The sequence below is a fragment of the Christiangramia aquimixticola genome (assembly GCF_048285835.1).
Classification (GTDB): Bacteria; Bacteroidota; Bacteroidia; order Flavobacteriales; family Flavobacteriaceae; genus Christiangramia; species Christiangramia aquimixticola.
On sequence record NZ_JBLVTL010000001.1, the window covers coordinates 1 to 18,124 of the forward strand.

The following is an 18,124-nucleotide window of genomic DNA, read 5'->3' on the forward strand; positions in this document are numbered from 1 at the left end:
TTTTCCTTGCCCTTACATGAACATCGCTTTGTTTCCAAAGCGGGTGCAAATATAAAACGAGTTTTGCTCTCCAACCAAATAAAATTTAAAGAAATTTTAATTTAATTTTTAAAAGCTTTCACAACTCTTAAACCCTATCAGTAGTACTATCAATGAACCCACACCCTCGTTTTGAAAGCGGCTGCAAACATACAACTACTTCTTGTTTCCAACCAAATTAAAATCATTAAAATTTTAATTTATTTTTTGAAGCAATTTCCGCTCGTAAGCCTCGTCATTAGTACTGTCAGTGAACATCCGCTTCCTCTGAAAGCGGCTGCAAATATACAGCTGTTTTTTAATTGCAGCCAAACTATTTGGGAAGAAAATTTAAGGAAATTTTAAAGTTTTTGATAACCGGCTGATCATCAATAATAAGCATCCAAAATTATCTGCTTCTTTTTCTCTGGGATACCTCTTTATTCCACTTATCACTCAACTCAAGGTATTCAAAATCCAGTGCAGACGCCTGTCTTTCTAAAATATTATCCCTGAAAGACCTTTGTAATATATCCTCAATAAGGAAGTCTTCCTGATTAGATTCCGGGTGATATTCTTCCTTAATAGATATGTCAAACATACTGGCAGTGGTATTATACCAGAAAGCTCTCCAACCACTCTTAAGCTCCTTTACCAGATCAAAGGCGGTAGTACCGGTTTGACGGTGGATCAATTTTACCAGGATCTGCCCTTCAGTTCGGGTAAGTTTCTTTAACTCTTCAGCAAATTCCTTTTCAATATAATTCTGAACCATTTTAGTATATCGCTTCCGGTCCCGTCTCGTTTTGATATCATCCAGTCTTGAATTTAATGACATCAACCTTTCCGAAGCAAGTTTTGCATAAGGATACACCTTTCTGGTCTTTCTCCTTAATATAAGGTATCGCCTTCTGTCCAGATCACTATCGAACTTAAGCTTCCTTAATAATACCACTTCCTCCAGATCGATCACTTCCCGGGGAATGGAATCTCCGGAGATGATCATATAGTACTTCTCAATGGTATCATTATATATAGTATCTCCAGAACGCTCGCCACGATTTGTCTGTGCCAGCGCCGGAACATTCCAAAGGATTATAAAAATGAATATATATCTTATCACGCTTTTCTTTATTTCTTATTCAGAAAGATATTTTACCAAAATCATTCCAAAATTAATCAATCGTTGGTTGCCCTCCATCTAAAACTTTTTAAATTCGTGGAAATTATGTTTTACAATGAAGAAAACTGAAATTCTAAACGAAGACTCCCTTAACTTTCTGGAACGTTACCTTAATAATGCAGCCCCAACCGGTTATGAGGCAGAAGGCCAGAAGTTATGGATGGAATATTTAAAACCTTATGTAGACGAATTTATTACCGATACTTATGGGACAGCAGTTGGAGTGATTAATCCCGATGCTAAATATAAGGTAGTAATAGAAGGACATGCTGACGAAATTTCATGGTATGTAAATTATATTTCAGACGAGGGTCTTATATATGTAGTGCGAAATGGAGGAAGTGATCACCAGATCGCCGCGTCCAAGCGAGTGAACATCCATACCAAAAACGGGATTGTAAAAGGAGTTTTTGGATGGCCGGCAATTCACACCCGAAATAAAGAGAAAGAACAATCTCCTAAAATGGACAATATCTGTATTGATGTTGGGTGTTCAAATAAAGAAGAAGTTGAGAAACTTGGAGTTCACGTTGGATGTGTGATCACTTATCCAGATGAATTCTTCATTCTTAATAAAGACAAGTTTGTTTGCCGCGCCCTTGATAACAGGATTGGTGGATTTATGATCGCGCAGGTTGCAAGACTACTTAAGGAGAAAGGTGAAAAATTACCATTCGGACTTTATGTAACCAATTCGGTTCAGGAAGAAATAGGTTTACGTGGCGCTGAAATGATCACGCACAGGATCAAACCAGATGTGGCTATAGTTACAGATGTAACCCATGACACCACTACTCCAATGATCGAAAAGAAAACCAATGGGCTGAATAAAATTGGAGACGGACCGGTTATTTCGTACGCTCCCGCTGTTCAAAATAAACTAAGAGAGCTTATAATTGATACCGCCGAGGAGAAAAAGATCCCGTTCCAGAGACTTGCCTGCTCCAGATTCACCGGAACCGATACCGATGCTTTTGCCTATAGTAATGGCGGAGTTCCTTCGGCATTGATTTCTTTACCTTTAAGGTATATGCATACTACCGTAGAAATGGTGCATAAGAATGATGTGGAAAACGTGATCAAATTGATCTATGAATCTTTACTAAAAATTAAAGAAGGAGATACTTTTAGTTACTTCGACTAAACTGAACATCCTATAATTATTTCTTAAACTCCCTAAATTCAGGGAGTTTTTCTGTTTTAAGGGCTTAAGTTTCACATATCTTTAAATGAAGCCGATGTTTTTTCAGCTTATATTTAAAATAAAAATTCTATGACCCTTTCGCCAGATGATGTAGAAACCATTATTGCTGAACCTCAGGAAGCAGTTAAACTTGCCAATTTGAGATATGTTTCAGAAAATCATTTATCCATTCAGCGAAAAAAGATAGGCCGCGGCTTTGCTTATTACCAGAAGGGTGAAAAAATCACAGATGCGGATACTTTAAAACGGATCAAATCTCTGGTGATCCCTCCGGCTTGGAAAGATGTTTGGATCACTCATTTAAAAAATGGTCATTTACAGGCGGTGGGGCGCGATGAAAAATCCCGCAAGCAATATATCTATCATCCAACCTGGTCCAATATCCGCAATCAAACAAAATTCTTTAAAATGACTTCCTTTGGAAAAATCCTTCCGAAGATTAGAAAGCAGGTAGATTCCGATCTTAATCTAGAGGGGATGCCTAAAAGGAAAGTTCTTGCACTTATCATCAGGTTAATGGAAGAAACACATATAAGGATCGGGAATTCGTATTATGCAAAAAACAATAAAACATACGGACTTTCCACTTTCCGAACCAAACATGTAAAAACGATTGAAGACGGTCTCAAGTTCGAATTTGTTGGTAAGAAAGGAAAAGAACACTCCATTACCGTGGAAGATCAGGGCCTGGTAGAATTGATCAATCAATGTGAAGAGATCCCGGGATGGGAACTTTTTAAATTCTATAATGAGAATGGTGAAAAACAAACCATCGATAGCGGTATGATCAACGAGTATATCCATGAGATAAGTGGCAGTATGTACTCAGCTAAAGATTTCAGAACCTGGTCTGCCACCAAGATATTTTTCGAAACCTTGCATGAAATTGGGTATACCGAAGATGATAAACAGCGAAAGAAGAATATTCTGGATGCTTACGATGCGGCAGCGGAAGGACTGGGAAATACACGCTCTGTTTGTAGAAGTTATTATGTACATCCCAAGATCATTGAAACCTATGATTCCGGAGAGATAAAGCCCTACTTTAAAAAAATTAAGAAGGATGCGGAGCCGGATTATGTAAGACTTTCTGAAACCGAAAAAGCAATTCATAAACTAATTAGTGATTACGAGATCAAAATTGAAGATTGAGATCGGTCGAAAATTGTCTTTTTTCAGATAACTTTGAAATATGACAAATTCCATTGCCAACAGAATAGCCGATTTTTTAAGCCACTTCCCTCCTTTTTCCCTGCTGAAGAATACTGAACGGGAAAAAATTGCCAATGAAGTTCGCGTATTATATTTCCCACCGGGGAAACCCGTCTTTTTAAAAGATGAAAAAGTACATAACCATTTTTATATAGTTCAAAAAGGTGCTGTAGATCTTCAAAAAGTAAATCAGGGCCAGGAACCTGAAACTATCGACAAATGTGATGAAGGTGATGTTTTTGGATTACGCCCCTTATTTGCAAAGGAAAATTATCAGATCAATGCAATTACAGACGAAGAAAGTGTGATCTACGCTATTCCTTCAGAAATTTTCAAACCCTATGCTATCAGTAACCCGCAGGTTGGGAATTTCTTAATGGAAAGTTTTGCATCGAATACCCGGAACCCATACTCCAACGAACACAGAGGTAAATTATTTACAGAAGAAGATGATATAAGCTTAAAAAGAGAAGCCCTTTTTGAATTACAGCCTATCCCCATTATTAAAAAAATAATCACGGTCACTCCCGAGACCAGCATACAGCAGGCAGCTTTGTTGATGTATAAGAGGAAAGTAGGATCTGTAATTGTTGTAGAAAATGAGTTACCGGTAGGAATAGTGACCGATGTGGATTTTCGGGAACAGGTAGCGACAGGCAAAATTTCGGTCCAAAGTCCTATTCAGGAAATAATGAGATCTCCGGTAATTTGCTATTCCAAAGGACTAACCATTGCCCAGGCACAGTTAACCATGATGAAGCATAATATCAACCATATATGCATCACCAAAGACGGGACGCCAAATACAAAAGTAAAAGGGATCGTTTCTGAACATGACATTATAGTTTCTCAGGGGAATAATCCGGCGGTTTTAATGAAGGCCATTAACAGAGCCAGCAGCACAAATAAGCTGAAGAAGATACGCAGCAAGATCATGTTGTTACTCGATGGTTATTTAAAGAGCAACATTCCACTAGGCCATATCTCCAACATCATTTTTGAACTGAATGACGCTACAATCAAACGAACCATCACCAGATGTATTGAAAAAATGAATAGTCCGGTGCCGGTAGAATTTACCTGGATGTCGCTGGGAAGCCAGGGACGAAAAGAGCAATTGTTACATACAGATCAGGATAACGCATTGGTATTTCAAGATGTTCCGGAAGACCAGCTGGAAGAAACCAGAGCTTATTTTTTAAAACTTGCCACGAAGGTAACCAAGCGACTGAATATAATAGGTTATAAATTCTGCCCTGCCGAGATGATGGCCAGGAATCCTAAATATTGCCTTTCGGAATCTGAATGGAAAGATCAGTTCTCGAATTGGGTAACCGCTTCAGGAAATGATGAAATATTGCTTTGCCAGATCTTTTTCGATTTTGACATTACCTATGGAAACGTCAGGCTAACGAATGCTATTTCCAATCACATCTTTGATATTTTAAAAGGAAACAAGAACTTCCTTAATCGGTTGGCGGCGCAAGCCCTCCGGAATCCATCACCTCTTGGGTTCTTCAGGCGATTTTTGGTAGAACAGGATGGCGAAAAGAAAGATCTTTTCGATATCAAAAAAAGAGGAATTATGCCTCTCACGGATGCTGCGCGTTTATTGATCCTGGAACATAGGGTAAAGAACATTAGTAATACTGCTGAAAGATTTGAGAAACTTGCTCGGCTGGAACCGAATAATCAGGAATTATATCTTGCCTGCGCCTATTCATCCAAAGCACTTATAAAATTCAGAACCCGGCAGGGGATTAAAAATAAAGACAACGGAAGGTTTATAAATCTGGGAGATCTTGGAAAAGAAGACAAGATCAAATTAAAGCGATGTTTTAAAACGATCAAAGAAGTGCAGGAGCTTATAAAAATAAGATACGAAACCACTTATTATTTATGATTAAGAACTGGTTTAAGAAAGGTAAAACATCCCGGGAACTTCCTGAGTTCTGGAATACCTATGCTGAAAAGTTTGAAAAGGATCTACCGGAAAATATTTCTGAAATTAAATTCGTGGTATTTGATACTGAAACCACAGGTTTTGATCATGATAAGGATCGCATTTTAAGTATAGGAGCCGTTATTATTCGGAAAAATGCCATTGACATTAAAGAAAATTTTGAAATCTTCCTGGAACAGACAACGTTTAACCCGGACACGGTTAAAATTCACGGCCTTATAAAGAACGAAAAGTTCGAAAAAGTTACCGAAATGGAAGCTCTGCAACAATTCCTTGGCTATATTGAAAATTCGGTACTGGTTGCTCATCATGCGGGATTCGATAAAAAAATGATCAACAAAGCTCTGGAAAGAAATGGGTTGCCTCGCTTGAAAAACAGGTTTCTTGATACAGCAATCATGTATAATAAGACACGCATCTTCACCAATTTTATAGATCAAAATAAAGTGTTTGGCCTCGATGAGATCGCTGAAGATTATAATATTGAATTAACTGACAGGCATACAGCATCGGGTGACGCATTTATAACCGCTCTCATCTTTTTAAAACTATTAGGAAAGATCAATTACAACAAGGTTTCCACCCAAAAATTACTCAAGTATAAATACTAAAAAAGCCCTTTAAAAAGGGCTTTTTATTATAAAGTATACAGGAGATTAGCCGTTGAGAGTATCGTAGTACTTCAACATCTTCACCACATCTTTTTCGGTTTTGATCTTATTATCATCAAAATATTTTTTCATCTCCCTGGATTTGAAAAAATCTTCAAGATCTTTCTCTTTCAGTCTTGTTTCTTTCAACATTTCTCCGTCAACAGAGAGATAATAGACCATCTCCACATCAATATCTGCAGGTTTATCTTTATCATATCCCGTTTTTGCCTTTTGAGGAGGAGTAACCTCTACCGTAGGCTGACCAAGGAACAATGATTTTTTACCTTTATAGAATTCAGCGAAATAAGCTTCAATGTTTCCGTTGTTGGTCTTAAGGTTATCTATGAAATAAGTGTAATCTCCAAAATTATAGGTAATGGTTTTAAGTTTGGGAAGCATGAATTCCTCATTCTTATTCTCCAATGGTTTAATTACAACCACATCTTCCAAAGCATTATAACGCATTAAAACATCCAGAGATCTGCCTTTATCATCATTAATTACACCTACGATAAAGTCTTTTTCATAATAAGGTGAACCAGTGAAAGTATCCGGTTCCTTCTCTTTCGTAAAGATAACCATCCCTCCATCGCTCATAAAGTTATTTGCTCTTTGTGCATTAACGCCAACGAATGCAAAAAGAAGCATTCCTAAAATTGTCTTTTTTAACATGTTTACTATTTTAATATAAATTTTATCAAATATGATGCCGAAGGTATCAATTATTTAATGAGCCATTAATGATATCGTCTACTACTTCGGGATTTAACAAAGTAGATGTATCTCCTAAATTGGAAGTATCATTGGAAGCGATCTTTCTAAGAATACGACGCATTATCTTCCCACTTCGGGTTTTTGGTAAACCTTCCACGAACTGTAGTTTATCCGGTTTTGCAATTGGACCTATTTTATCTGAAATCTGCTGCCTGATCTCATTTCTAAGATTATCCTGGTTTCTGCCTTCGCCGGTCTCTTTTAATATCACAAAGCCATACAGGGCATTACCCTTAACTTCGTGTGGAAATCCTACTACGGCAGATTCGGCTACGGCTGGATGTTCGTTGATTGCATCTTCTATAGGGGCCGTTCCAAGGTTATGACCTGAAACTATAATTACATCATCCACCCTTCCGGTGATACGGTAATAACCTACTTCATCTCTTAAAGCACCGTCTCCTGTAAAATATTTATCCTTAAATGCTGAAAAATAAGTATCTCTGTATCTATCATGATCACCCCAGATGGTTCTGGCCATGGAAGGCCATGGGAATTTTATACATAATCTTCCATCTACCTGATTCCCTTTAATTTCTTCTCCATTCTCATCCATAAGCACCGGCAGAATTCCGGGAAATGGCAAGGTGGCAAAAGTTGGCTTTGTTGGGGTAGCAAATGGAATTGGAGAAATCATGATCCCTCCGGTTTCAGTTTGCCACCAGGTATCCACTATAGGACTCTTATTTTTACCAATATTATTATCATACCAGTGCCATGCCTCTTCATTTATTGGCTCTCCAACGGTTCCGAGTACTTTTAGAGAGGACAGATCATATTTATCCACAAACTCGAGATTTTTCTTTGCCAGAGCCCTAATGGCTGTCGGTGCCGTATAAAACTGATTTACTTTATGCTTTTCCACGATCTCCCAGAACCTGCCAAAATCGGGGTAAGAAGGAACGCCTTCGAACATAACGGTAGTTGCGCCATTTAGCAAAGGACCGTAAACTATATAGGAGTGGCCGGTGATCCAGCCAATATCTGCCGTACACCAGTAAACATCATCATTCTGATAATTAAAAATATTTTTAAAGGTATAGGCTGAATAGACCATATAACCGGCGGTAGTATGCAGCATTCCCTTGGGTTTCCCGGTAGAACCTGAAGTGTATAATATGAATAACGGATCTTCTGCATCCATAATTTCAGGAGTACATTTATCTAAAGCTTTATCAAGCAAAGGTTGCAACCATTTGTCCCTTCCTTCTTTCATTTGGATATCGCTGCCAACTCTTTTTGCAACAAGTACCGTCTCTACATCCGGACAATCTTCCATTGCCTTGTCAACAATCCCCTTGAGATCTATGATTTTATCTCCGCGATAAGATCCGTCTGAGGTAATGACCATTTTACAGTCGGCATCATTGGTTCGGGTAGCCAGCGCTGTAGCTGAGAATCCTGCGAATACTACCGAGTGAATGGCTCCTATTCTGGCACAGGCCAATACAGCATAAGCCAACTCCGGAATCATAGGCAGGTAAATACAAACCCGATCCCCTTTTGCAATGCCGTTATCCTTTAAAACATTGGCAAATTTGCTAACCTGTTGATGCAGTTCTTCATAGCTTATCTTTAAAGTTTCTTCTTTGGGATCGTTAGGCTCCCAGATAATAGCAGTTTTTTTCCCATGTGCCAGTAAATGCCTGTCTATACAATTCTCTGTAATATTCAGTTTTGCATTTTCAAACCATTTTACTTCAGGCTTGGAAAAATCCCAGCTAAGTACATTATCCCATTTTTGTCGCCAGGTAAAATGTTCTTCGGCTATCTCCTGCCAAAAATTTTCAGGTTCCCGAACAGACTTTCTATATACCTGAAAATATTCTTCCAGGTTTTTAATGTGATAATTACTCATTGGATAAAGTGGTTTGAATTAAAAAAACCAAACCGGGGGGAACCGGTTTGGTTTCTAAAATTATTAAATCAAAGGCATTCAAAAAAAGAATTACCATTAAAATTAGCTTCTATTTTAGATAAGCTTCCACATTTTTTTGAATACGTGTTTCAATACTAGAAACATCTGCCTTTATAAATTTATCGCCGGTGATATTCTCATATAATTCAATATATCTTTCAGATACAGATTCGATATACTCATCGCTCATTTCCGGAACAGTCTGGCCTTCCAGCCCCTGAAAATTATTTGAGATCAACCATTGACGTACAAATTCCTTTGAAAGCTGTTTTTGAGCTTCACCTTTCTCCTGCCTTTCTTCATAGCCATTTTTATAAAAATACCTTGAAGAATCAGGAGTATGAATTTCATCTATCAAAACGATCTCGCCCTCACTGGTCTTCCCAAATTCGTATTTGGTATCCACGAGAATAAGGTCCTGCGCTGCTGCGATCTCGGTTCCCCGCTGAAATAGTTTTCTGGTATACTCTTCCAACTGCAGATAATCTTCTTTAGAAACTATTCCTTTTGCAATAATATCCTCTCTGGAAATATCTTCGTCGTGGTCGCCATGTTCGGCCTTAGTAGCAGGAGTAATAATAGGTTCAGGAAATTTGTCATTTTCCTTCAAACCTTCCGGCATTTTCACTCCGCATAATTCCCTTTTTCCAGCCTGGTATTCTCTAGCTGCGTGACCGGACATATAGCCTCTTATTACCATTTCTACTTTAAATGGTTCGCATTTTTTCCCTATCGCCACATTGGGATCTGGCGTTGCTACCAGCCAATTTGGGACAATATCGGCTGTTTTTTCCATCATTTTGGTAGCGATCTGGTTTAGGATCTGCCCTTTAAACGGAATTCCCTTTGGCATAACCACGTCAAAGGCAGATAGCCTGTCTGTAGCGATCATTAGCAGTCGGTCATCTTCCAGAGAATAAACATCCCTAACTTTTCCTTTATAAACCTGTTGTTGTCCAGGGAAATTGAAATCGGTTTTTATGATAGTATTACTCATAAAGAGTTTTTGCTATTTATATTAATCGTTGTGTTCTATAGTTTTGTACGCTGCGATAATTTTCTTCACGAGCTTATGGCGAATTACATCTTTATCATCAAGGTAGACTGTACCTACCCCCTTCACATCTTTAAGAACAAGCAGTGCTTCCTTTAATCCGGAAATCACCCTTCTTGGAAGATCTATCTGGCCAGGGTCACCGGTGATCATGAATTTAGCGCTCTTACCCATACGGGTTAAGAACATCTTCATTTGAGCATGGGTAGTATTCTGAGCCTCATCGAGAATTACAAAGGCATGATCTAAAGTACGTCCACGCATAAAAGCTAAAGGTGCGATCTGGATCACTCCTTTTTCTATAAAGAGCTCTAATTTCTCGTGGGGGATCATATCCCTTAATGCATCGTATAAAGGTTGCATGTAAGGATCCAGTTTTTCTTTAAGGTCTCCCGGAAGAAATCCAAGATTTTCACCTGCTTCCACAGCTGGTCGTGTAAGGATGATCCTTTTTACCTGCTTCTCTTTTAAGGCTTTTACCGCCAGGGCAACTCCGGTATAGGTTTTACCGGTACCTGCAGGTCCAATCGCAAATACAAGATCATTTTTTTTAGACAGCTCCACGAGTTTACGCTGGTTTACCGTTTGAGCTTTAATCACTTTACCACTAACACCATGCACTATGGTCTCACCACTTTCTTTTGAACTTTGATAATCCTGTTCGCTCTCACTGGTTAAAACCCTTTCGATGGCATTTTCATCGAGTTTATTATACTTTCCAAAATGATCCATCAACATCGAAAATCGTTTATCAAATTCTTCCAGCATTTCCTCATCCCCAAAGACACGTATATTATTACCCCTGGCGACGATCTTTAACTTGGGAAAGTACTTTTTTAAGAGTTCAATGTGTTCATTTTGCTGCCCGAAAAATTCACGTGGGCTAATTTCTGAGAGTTCAATAAGAAGTTCGTTCAAGTGCTATAGTTTTAGATGAAGCATTGTATTATTTTCAGTGAATATAAATTTGTCCTTCGTATTTCAATGTTCTAATTTTGAAACCGAATTGAAGGTACTTTTTACCCTCGTACTCCGGCGAATCACTAAAATTAAATTTATATTCGCCTTCTATACAAACTTAAGGAAAATAACGAGTTTCAGATAAAAAAATATTAACAATCGCCTATGGCTATCATTACTTTAACGACCGATTTTGGGGAGAAAGATTATTTCGCTGGGGCGGTTAAAGGAGCTATCTATAGTGAACTAAGCGATATAAAAATTGTTGATATTTCGCATTCTGTTTCGCCATTTCATATAAGTGAAGCTGCATACATCATCAAAAATGCCTATAAAAGTTTTCCAAAAGGCAGTATTCATATTATTGGAATAGATTCAGAACTTACGCCGGAGAACAAACATCTGGCTGTAAGGCTGGATGACCATTACTTCATATGTGCCAATAACGGGATACTTTCTTTGCTGGCTTCAGAAATACGGCCGGAGAAGATCGTTGAGATCAATATCCATGATAAGATCCAGTCTAACTTCCCCGTACTTGATGTTTTTGTAAAAGTTGCCTGCCATATTTCCCGTGGCGGTACTCTGGAAGTGATAGGTAAAAGCGTTAGTGAAATCAAACACCTTAAACAGTTTGAACCACTTATAAATTCTGAAAAAGATCAGATCCTGGGCCATGTTATCTATATCGATAACTACGGAAATGTGATCACTAATATTTCCCGAAAATTATTCGAAACGGTGGGTAAAGGAAGAGAGTTTAAAATTAGTGCCCGTAGGCTGAGTTTCTCTGAAATTTATGAGACCTACAGTCACGCCATCAATTTCAATATAGAAAAGGAAAAACGAAAAGAAGAAGACGGGAAGAAACTTGCCGTATTCAATTCAGCAGGATACATAGAGCTGGCCATGTATAAAAGCAATCCAAGCTCTGTTGGTGGAGCCGCAAGTCTTTTTGGCCTTGAATATCTTGATACCGTCACCATAAACTTTCAATAGATGTTTGTAAGAATCGTAAAAATGGGCTTTCAGGAGGATAAGATCGAAGAGTTCCTGGCCAATTTTGAAGAAAATAAAGAAAAGATCAGGAATTTTGAGGGATGTAAATTCCTTGAACTTTACCGGGATAAAGACAATACCACCCGTTTTTTCACGTATAGTTACTGGGAAGATGAAAACAGCCTGGAAAATTATCGAAATTCAGATCTGTTTAAAGGCGTTTGGGCGAAAACCAAAGTTCTTTTTAACGAAAAACCCGAAGCCTGGAGCGTGGATAAACTGGCTACTCTGGAGTAGTTGGAATTGAGGTGTGAGAAGGGAGTATTAAGATCTTTGAATTTTATAAGATTTCTCCCGTTGGTCCAAATGAATTTAAAAACCTAAGGTAATCCAGAACCAGACAACCTATTCTTGATAACTGATAATTGATAATTGAAACAATGCTTGCAATACTGAATAAAGAAATTCAATCCTTTTTTTCCGGGCTAACCGGTTATCTGGTGATAGGTCTTTTTTTACTCACCTGCGGTTTGTTCCTGTTTGTTTTTGACGGCAGTTATAACATCCTGGACAGCGGTTTTGCCGATCTGAAACCTTTTTTCAGCCTTGCTCCCTGGATCTTTATTTTTCTGATTCCTGCAATTTCCATGCGAACCTTTGCCGATGAAATAAAAATGGGTACCATGGAATTACTGCTTACCAAACCAATAGGACTTCACAAGCTTGTTCTGGGGAAATATCTGGGAGTTTTGGCCCTGATTATTCTGGCCATTATACCAAGTCTTCTATACATCTGGACTATTGGCACACTTGGCCGGCCGGAATGGAATCTGGATATGGGCGCCACTATAGGTTCGTATCTTGGTTTGCTTTTTCTGGGTGGTTGCTATGCGGCCATTGGCATTTTTGCTTCCAGCCTTTCTTCCAACCAGATCGTGGCTTTTCTTTTAGGGGTGTTTTTGTGTTTTATAACCTATTATGGATTTGAAGCCTTCAGCCAGACCAATATTTTTGGGAATTCCGGTTATATACTGGAATCCTTCGGAATAAGTTTCCATTACCAGAGTATTAGTCGCGGAGTATTGGATTCCCGGGATCTAATTTATTTTTTGAGTGTGATCTTCCTTTTTCTGAAACTAACTGAAGTAAAACTTTCAGTCTCAAATACCAGAAGATAATGACAGGGAAAAACTTCAAATCGGTTCTTATCATACTTCTGATCCTTATCGGGGTAAATTACCTGGCATCAGAATTTTACACCAGACTGGATCTCACGCAGGACAAACGTTACAGCCTCTCTCCTGCCGCCCTTGATATTATTAAAGACATCGAACAACCGGTGATTATAGATGTTTTTCTGGAAGGTAATTTCCCTTCAGAATTCCGCCGACTTCGCAATGAGACCAGACAAATGCTGGAGGAATTTTCAGCATATAACCGTAATATACAATTCAACTTTACAGATCCTCTGGCTGAAGGTGATGATGCCAATGCCATTGCTGAAGAATTCTATAAACTAGGCATGACGCCGGCGCGACTTAATGTCAAGGAAAATGGAAAAAACAGCGAAAGCATCATTTTTCCCTGGGCCATTGCTAATTTTAAGGACAAGACGGTAAAAATTCCTTTACTCAAGAATCAAATTGGTGCGACAGATGAGGAAAGAGTGAATGCTTCTGTGCAACAATTGGAATATGCCTTTGCAGATGGGTTGAGCAAATTGATCTATCCCCGTGAAAAAAAGATCGCCGTGATGCGTGGCAATGGAGAATTGCCTGATGCCCGGATAGCCGATTTTATTAAAACCATTCAGGAGTACTATTTTATGGCTCCTTTTACCCTGGATTCTGTTGCGACCAACCCGGGTAAAACTCTGAAAGACCTAACTCAATACGATCTCATCATAGAACCTAAACCCACCGAAGCATTTACTGAAAAAGAGAAATATGTGCTTGATCAATATTTAATGCAGGGAGGTAAAATGTTATGGCTGGCCGAGATGACCAATATGGAAACCGATAGCCTGTTTAACAAAAATGGAACGGCTATCGCCCTGCCTCGTGATCTTAATCTGGGAGATTATTTCTTTTCTTATGGGGTAAGGATCAATCCGGCTATTGTAAACGACCTGTATTCTGCCCCCATTATTTTAGCCAGTGGGACGGGCAACGACACCAGGTTTAACCCTTATCCATGGTTTTATAGTCCGCTTACAAGTTCACCCAATGATCATCCAATCATCAATAATATCGAGGCCGTAAAATTCGAGTATGCCAACCCCATCGACCTATTGAAAAATGAGGTTGAAAAAACCGTACTATTAAGCAGCTCACCTCGCTCCAGAGTAGAGGGTGTGCCGTTTATGATCGGGTTGGATATGGTGGGTAAAAAACCTGATTTAGAAACTTACAATGCCGGGGAAAAGCCATTGGCTGTGCTTTTGGAAGGGAATTTTAAATCTGTTTACAAGAACAGAATAAAACCTTTCCAGTTCGATAAGCATCGCGACCAAAGTACTGAAACCCAAATGCTGGTAGTGGCCGACGGGGATATTATTAAAAACGATCTTCAGGGTGGGAAACCACTGGAACTTGGCTTTCAGCGATACACCGGAAACACTTATGGAAACAAGGAATTTTTACTGAATGCGGTTAATTATCTGCTTGACGATAAAGGCCTGATAGATCTACGTTCCAAGGAAATAAACCTGGCATTTCTTGATAAGGAAAAAACGGCTGAGACCCGGGAAAAGTGGCAAATGATCAACATTGCGGGACCACTGCTTGTATTAGGTTTGTTTTGGATTGGGTATAATTACTACCGCAGGAAGAAGTATATAAAATAAGCTTATCTAAACCGGCAAGACTTCAACCGGGATCACATATTAACAATAAACAGCTTTACGCAATTCACAAGTATTTGATAACATGATAATTACATATTATTATCTACATTTTTCTGTTAATAAAAACTACCTCAACAGCCCTGTATTTTTGACTTATTCAAATATATTTGTAACTGATTCAAAATAAATCAATAAAAGCCGATGAAATTTATTGTATCCAGCAATTACCTGCTGAAACAGCTACAAATACTTGGAGGGGTTATCAATAATAGCAACACGCTACCTATACTGGACAATTTCCTTTTCGATCTTAAAAATGACGAACTAACCGTTTCTGCTTCAGACCTTGAAACTACAATGTCTGCCAAACTTAAAGTCGAATCTGATTCTGAAGGTAAAATTGCCGTTCCTGCGAAACTACTTTTAGAAACTTTAAAGACCTTTCCGGAGCAGCCACTTACTTTTGTAGTTGAAGATAACAATACGATCGAATTGAGTTCCAACCACGGTAAATATGCCCTGGCATATGCTGATGGTGAAGAATTTCCAAATCCGGTTGAACTTGAGGATCCAAGCAGTACCATCGTGGAAGCTGACATCCTTTCTTCTGCAATTTCTAAAACGATATTTGCTTCCGGGAATGATGATCTTAGACCGGTGATGAGTGGAGTTTTCTTCCAATTCAAGGAAGACGGACTTACTTTCGTTGCTACCGATGCTCATAAACTGGTAAAATATTCCAGAGAAGACATCCAGGCAAACGACACTGCAGAATTTATCATGCCTAAGAAGCCTTTAAATCTTTTAAAAGGAATTCTTGCCGGTAGCGAATCTGAAGTTCTAATAGAATACAACGATTCCAACGCAAAATTCACCTTTGACGAGACTCAGCTTATCTGCAGACTTATCGATGGGAAATACCCTAATTATGAAGCGGTAATTCCAAAAGAGAATCCTAATAAACTTACGATCGAAAGAAATCAATTCCTTAGTTCTGTAAGAAGGGTTTCTATTTTCTCAAATAAAACCACGCACCAGGTAAGACTTAAAATCGCCGGAGCCGAGCTTAATATTTCTGCAGAAGATGTGGATTACAGCAATAAGGCAGAAGAGCGTTTAACCTGTTCTTATCAGGGAGACGATATGCAAATTGGTTTCAACTCGCGTTTCCTTATTGAAATGCTGGGTAACCTGACGGCTGATGAAGTAATGCTTGAAATGAGCTTACCAAACAGAGCAGGGATACTTACTCCGGTTGATGGACTTGACCAGGGAGAAAAGATCACCATGCTGGTTATGCCGGTAATGCTGAACAACTAAGAAACTTAGATATCTATAAAAAAGCCTCTGCATTTGCAGAGGCTTTTTCGTTTTTTAAAGATCTGAATCTATTTAAAGAACTGGATGGTCAGTGGATAATATGGGATCTCATCATTACTTACTTTAATCGCATTCAGGATAGGTAAAACAAGTGCAAGTAGTCCAATCAAAACAAGTAACAATATTCCCAGTCCAAAGAGAATGATCAATGGGATACTAAGGATGGAATATAGAAACAGGCTTATCTGGAAATTGATGATCATTTTCCCATGCATGTCCATTCCTGCGACCTTATCTTTTTGGGTAAGCCATAATACCAGCGGAACTATAAAACCTCCAATCCCGGTAACCAGGTCGAGTAACTGACTTAGATGGGTCATGACCAATAACTGTTTATCTTCTCTCATTTTTAAAATTTTGATGGTTAGGTTCTATATTAAAGACGAAGCTTTTACAGGTTTGTTACAAGACGGGACGAAGCTGGGAATTCTTTTATAAATTTGCGGCATGAAATTGAATGATACCATAGTAGCACTTGCAACGCCTTCAGGAGCTGGTGCGATCGCAGTTATACGAGTTTCGGGACCACAGGCAATTGAGATTGTTGCTCCGCTTTTTAAGGCTAAAAGTAAAAAGCTTTTGGAGGAACAGGCTACGCATACTATCCATCTTGGGAATATCATGGATGGGGAAAGAACGCTGGACGAAGTGCTTGTTTCAGTATTTAGAGCGCCTAAATCCTATACCGGTGAGGAGACGATCGAGATCTCCTGCCACGGTTCTCCATTCATCCAACAGGAGATCATTCAATTAATGATAAGAAAAGGCTGCCGTTCTGCGGAAGCCGGTGAATTTACCCTTCGTGCATTCCTTAACGCGAAAATGGATCTTAGTCAGGCTGAAGCTGTAGCCGACCTTATCAATTCTGAAAATGCCGCGTCTCACCAGATGGCCATGCAACAGATGCGTGGTGGTTTTTCCAACGAGATCCAGAAGTTACGCGAGGAATTGCTGAATTTTGCTTCGCTTATAGAACTGGAGCTGGACTTTGCTGAAGAAGACGTGGAATTCGCTAACCGGGATCAGTTTCGGGAACTGGTTGCAAGAATACAAACCGTCCTGAAAAGGCTGATAGATTCCTTTGCTACCGGAAATGTGTTGAAGAATGGTATTCCCGTGGCGATTGTGGGAGAACCGAACGTGGGTAAATCCACGCTGCTTAATTCCTTATTAAATGAGGAGCGCGCAATAGTATCAGATATTGCCGGGACTACGCGAGATACCATCGAAGATGAAATGAGCATTGGAGGTGTTGGATTCAGATTTATCGATACCGCCGGGATAAGGGAAACCAAGGATGTTGTGGAAAGCATCGGGATCAAGAAAACATTTGAAAAAATTGGACAGGCGCAGGTGGTGGTTTATCTGGTAGACAGTTCTCAGATCGCCGTGAACCGGGAACGCATGCAGGAAGTGAGAATAGAGATCGAGAAGATCAAAAACAAATTCCCGCAAAAACCACTTCTGATCATCGCCAATAAGACCGACCGACTTGCTCCGGAAGAAGTCGATATTTTAAAAGCAAAACTTGAGGATATTTCCAGCCATGCAGAAAGGGCCGAATTTCTGCTATTATCTGCCAAGACAAATTCAGGCGTTGAAGAATTAAAACTCAGACTCCTCGAATTTGTAAATACAGGTGCACTTCGTAACAGTGATACTATAGTGACTAACTCCAGACATTATGCAGCACTTCTAAAAGCTCTGGAAGAGATCAACAAGGTAGAAGACGGTTTGAATGCCGATCTATCAGGAGACCTACTGGCAATAGATATTCGCCAGGCTTTGCATCATTTTGGAGAGATCACCGGAGAGATCACTAATGATGATCTTTTAGGGAATATTTTTGCGAATTTTTGTATTGGGAAGTAAGAAATGACCATAATTTAAAGTTTCTACCATTTCCTTAAAATACCCTATGAGCACGAATATTCGAATTATCCAAAAATCGCCACTAACGC

The 18,124-nt window shown here is 39.1% G+C and carries 16 protein-coding genes; 10 read left to right on the plus strand and 6 right to left on the minus strand.

Annotated elements, in window-relative coordinates:
• Positions 1 to 427 precede the first annotated feature (427 nt).
• Entirely contained in the window at positions 428 to 1,138 is a 711-nt protein-coding gene (locus ACNKXV_RS00005; protein ID WP_417906330.1) for a DUF4294 domain-containing protein, read from the minus strand.
• A gap of 118 nt (positions 1,139 to 1,256) precedes the next feature.
• Between ACNKXV_RS00005 and ACNKXV_RS00010 the strand changes: the two genes are divergently transcribed.
• From ACNKXV_RS00010 to ACNKXV_RS00025, 4 genes are all read left to right on the plus strand, one after another.
• Entirely contained in the window at positions 1,257 to 2,345 is a 1,089-nt protein-coding gene (locus tag ACNKXV_RS00010; RefSeq protein WP_417905643.1) for a M42 family metallopeptidase, read from the plus strand.
• A 129-nt stretch (positions 2,346 to 2,474) separates the two neighbouring features.
• Entirely contained in the window at positions 2,475 to 3,557 is a 1,083-nt protein-coding gene (locus ACNKXV_RS00015) for a DNA topoisomerase IB (protein ID WP_417905644.1), read from the plus strand.
• Between the two features lie 40 nt (positions 3,558 to 3,597).
• On the plus strand, positions 3,598 to 5,520 hold the full coding sequence (locus ACNKXV_RS00020; protein ID WP_417905645.1) for a DUF294 nucleotidyltransferase-like domain-containing protein: 1,923 nt from the start codon (positions 3,598 to 3,600) through the stop codon (positions 5,518 to 5,520).
• Positions 5,517 to 6,191 carry a 3'-5' exonuclease gene (locus tag ACNKXV_RS00025; RefSeq protein WP_417905646.1) on the plus strand — a complete coding sequence of 225 codons (675 nt, stop codon included), beginning with the start codon at positions 5,517 to 5,519 and terminating at the stop codon, positions 6,189 to 6,191. Before ACNKXV_RS00020 ends, ACNKXV_RS00025 begins: the two co-directional genes overlap by 4 nt.
• 45 nt (positions 6,192 to 6,236) lie before the next feature.
• On the opposite strand, the gene ACNKXV_RS00030 is transcribed toward ACNKXV_RS00025, so the two are convergent.
• The 4 genes from ACNKXV_RS00030 to ACNKXV_RS00045 form a co-directional block, all read right to left on the minus strand.
• Positions 6,237 to 6,905 (minus strand): hypothetical protein, encoded by a 669-nt coding sequence (locus tag ACNKXV_RS00030; RefSeq protein WP_417905647.1) that lies wholly within the window; start codon positions 6,903 to 6,905, stop codon positions 6,237 to 6,239.
• A gap of 46 nt (positions 6,906 to 6,951) precedes the next feature.
• Entirely contained in the window at positions 6,952 to 8,865 is a 1,914-nt protein-coding gene (gene acs, locus ACNKXV_RS00035; RefSeq protein ID WP_417905648.1) for an acetate--CoA ligase, read from the minus strand.
• A gap of 109 nt (positions 8,866 to 8,974) precedes the next feature.
• Positions 8,975 to 9,922, minus strand: a complete 948-nt coding sequence (locus tag ACNKXV_RS00040) for a phosphoribosylaminoimidazolesuccinocarboxamide synthase (protein ID WP_417905649.1) — start codon at positions 9,920 to 9,922, stop codon at positions 8,975 to 8,977.
• A 21-nt stretch (positions 9,923 to 9,943) separates the two neighbouring features.
• Positions 9,944 to 10,897, minus strand: coding sequence for a PhoH family protein (locus tag ACNKXV_RS00045; protein ID WP_417905650.1), 954 nt, complete (start codon positions 10,895 to 10,897; stop codon positions 9,944 to 9,946).
• Between the two features lie 207 nt (positions 10,898 to 11,104).
• Here ACNKXV_RS00045 and ACNKXV_RS00050 point away from each other — a divergent pair, with 207 nt between their 5' ends.
• The 5 genes from ACNKXV_RS00050 (at position 11,105) to dnaN (ending at position 16,103) form a co-directional block, all read left to right on the plus strand.
• A complete protein-coding gene (locus ACNKXV_RS00050) occupies positions 11,105 to 11,938 on the plus strand; it encodes an SAM hydrolase/SAM-dependent halogenase family protein (protein ID WP_417905651.1) in 834 nt (277 codons plus the stop codon).
• On the plus strand, positions 11,939 to 12,235 hold the full coding sequence (locus tag ACNKXV_RS00055) for a putative quinol monooxygenase (RefSeq protein ID WP_417905652.1): 297 nt from the start codon (positions 11,939 to 11,941) through the stop codon (positions 12,233 to 12,235). It abuts the gene before it with no gap.
• A 143-nt stretch (positions 12,236 to 12,378) separates the two neighbouring features.
• Complete coding sequence (gldF, locus tag ACNKXV_RS00060; protein ID WP_417905653.1) at positions 12,379 to 13,116, plus strand: gliding motility-associated ABC transporter permease subunit GldF; 738 nt, start codon at positions 12,379 to 12,381, stop codon at positions 13,114 to 13,116.
• Complete coding sequence (gldG, locus tag ACNKXV_RS00065; protein WP_417905654.1) at positions 13,116 to 14,783, plus strand: gliding motility-associated ABC transporter substrate-binding protein GldG; 1,668 nt, start codon at positions 13,116 to 13,118, stop codon at positions 14,781 to 14,783. The genes gldF and gldG overlap by 1 nt, the downstream gene beginning before the upstream one ends.
• Positions 14,784 to 14,984: 201 nt before the next feature.
• Complete coding sequence (gene dnaN, locus ACNKXV_RS00070) at positions 14,985 to 16,103, plus strand: DNA polymerase III subunit beta (RefSeq protein WP_417905655.1); 1,119 nt, start codon at positions 14,985 to 14,987, stop codon at positions 16,101 to 16,103.
• A gap of 68 nt (positions 16,104 to 16,171) precedes the next feature.
• On the opposite strand, the gene ACNKXV_RS00075 is transcribed toward dnaN, so the two are convergent.
• Complete coding sequence (locus ACNKXV_RS00075; protein WP_417905656.1) at positions 16,172 to 16,510, minus strand: DUF4870 domain-containing protein; 339 nt, start codon at positions 16,508 to 16,510, stop codon at positions 16,172 to 16,174.
• Positions 16,511 to 16,610: 100 nt separating this feature from the next.
• Here ACNKXV_RS00075 and mnmE point away from each other — a divergent pair, with 100 nt between their 5' ends.
• Positions 16,611 to 18,035, plus strand: a complete 1,425-nt coding sequence (gene mnmE / locus ACNKXV_RS00080; RefSeq protein ID WP_417905657.1) for a tRNA uridine-5-carboxymethylaminomethyl(34) synthesis GTPase MnmE — start codon at positions 16,611 to 16,613, stop codon at positions 18,033 to 18,035.
• Positions 18,036 to 18,124 lie beyond the last annotated feature (89 nt).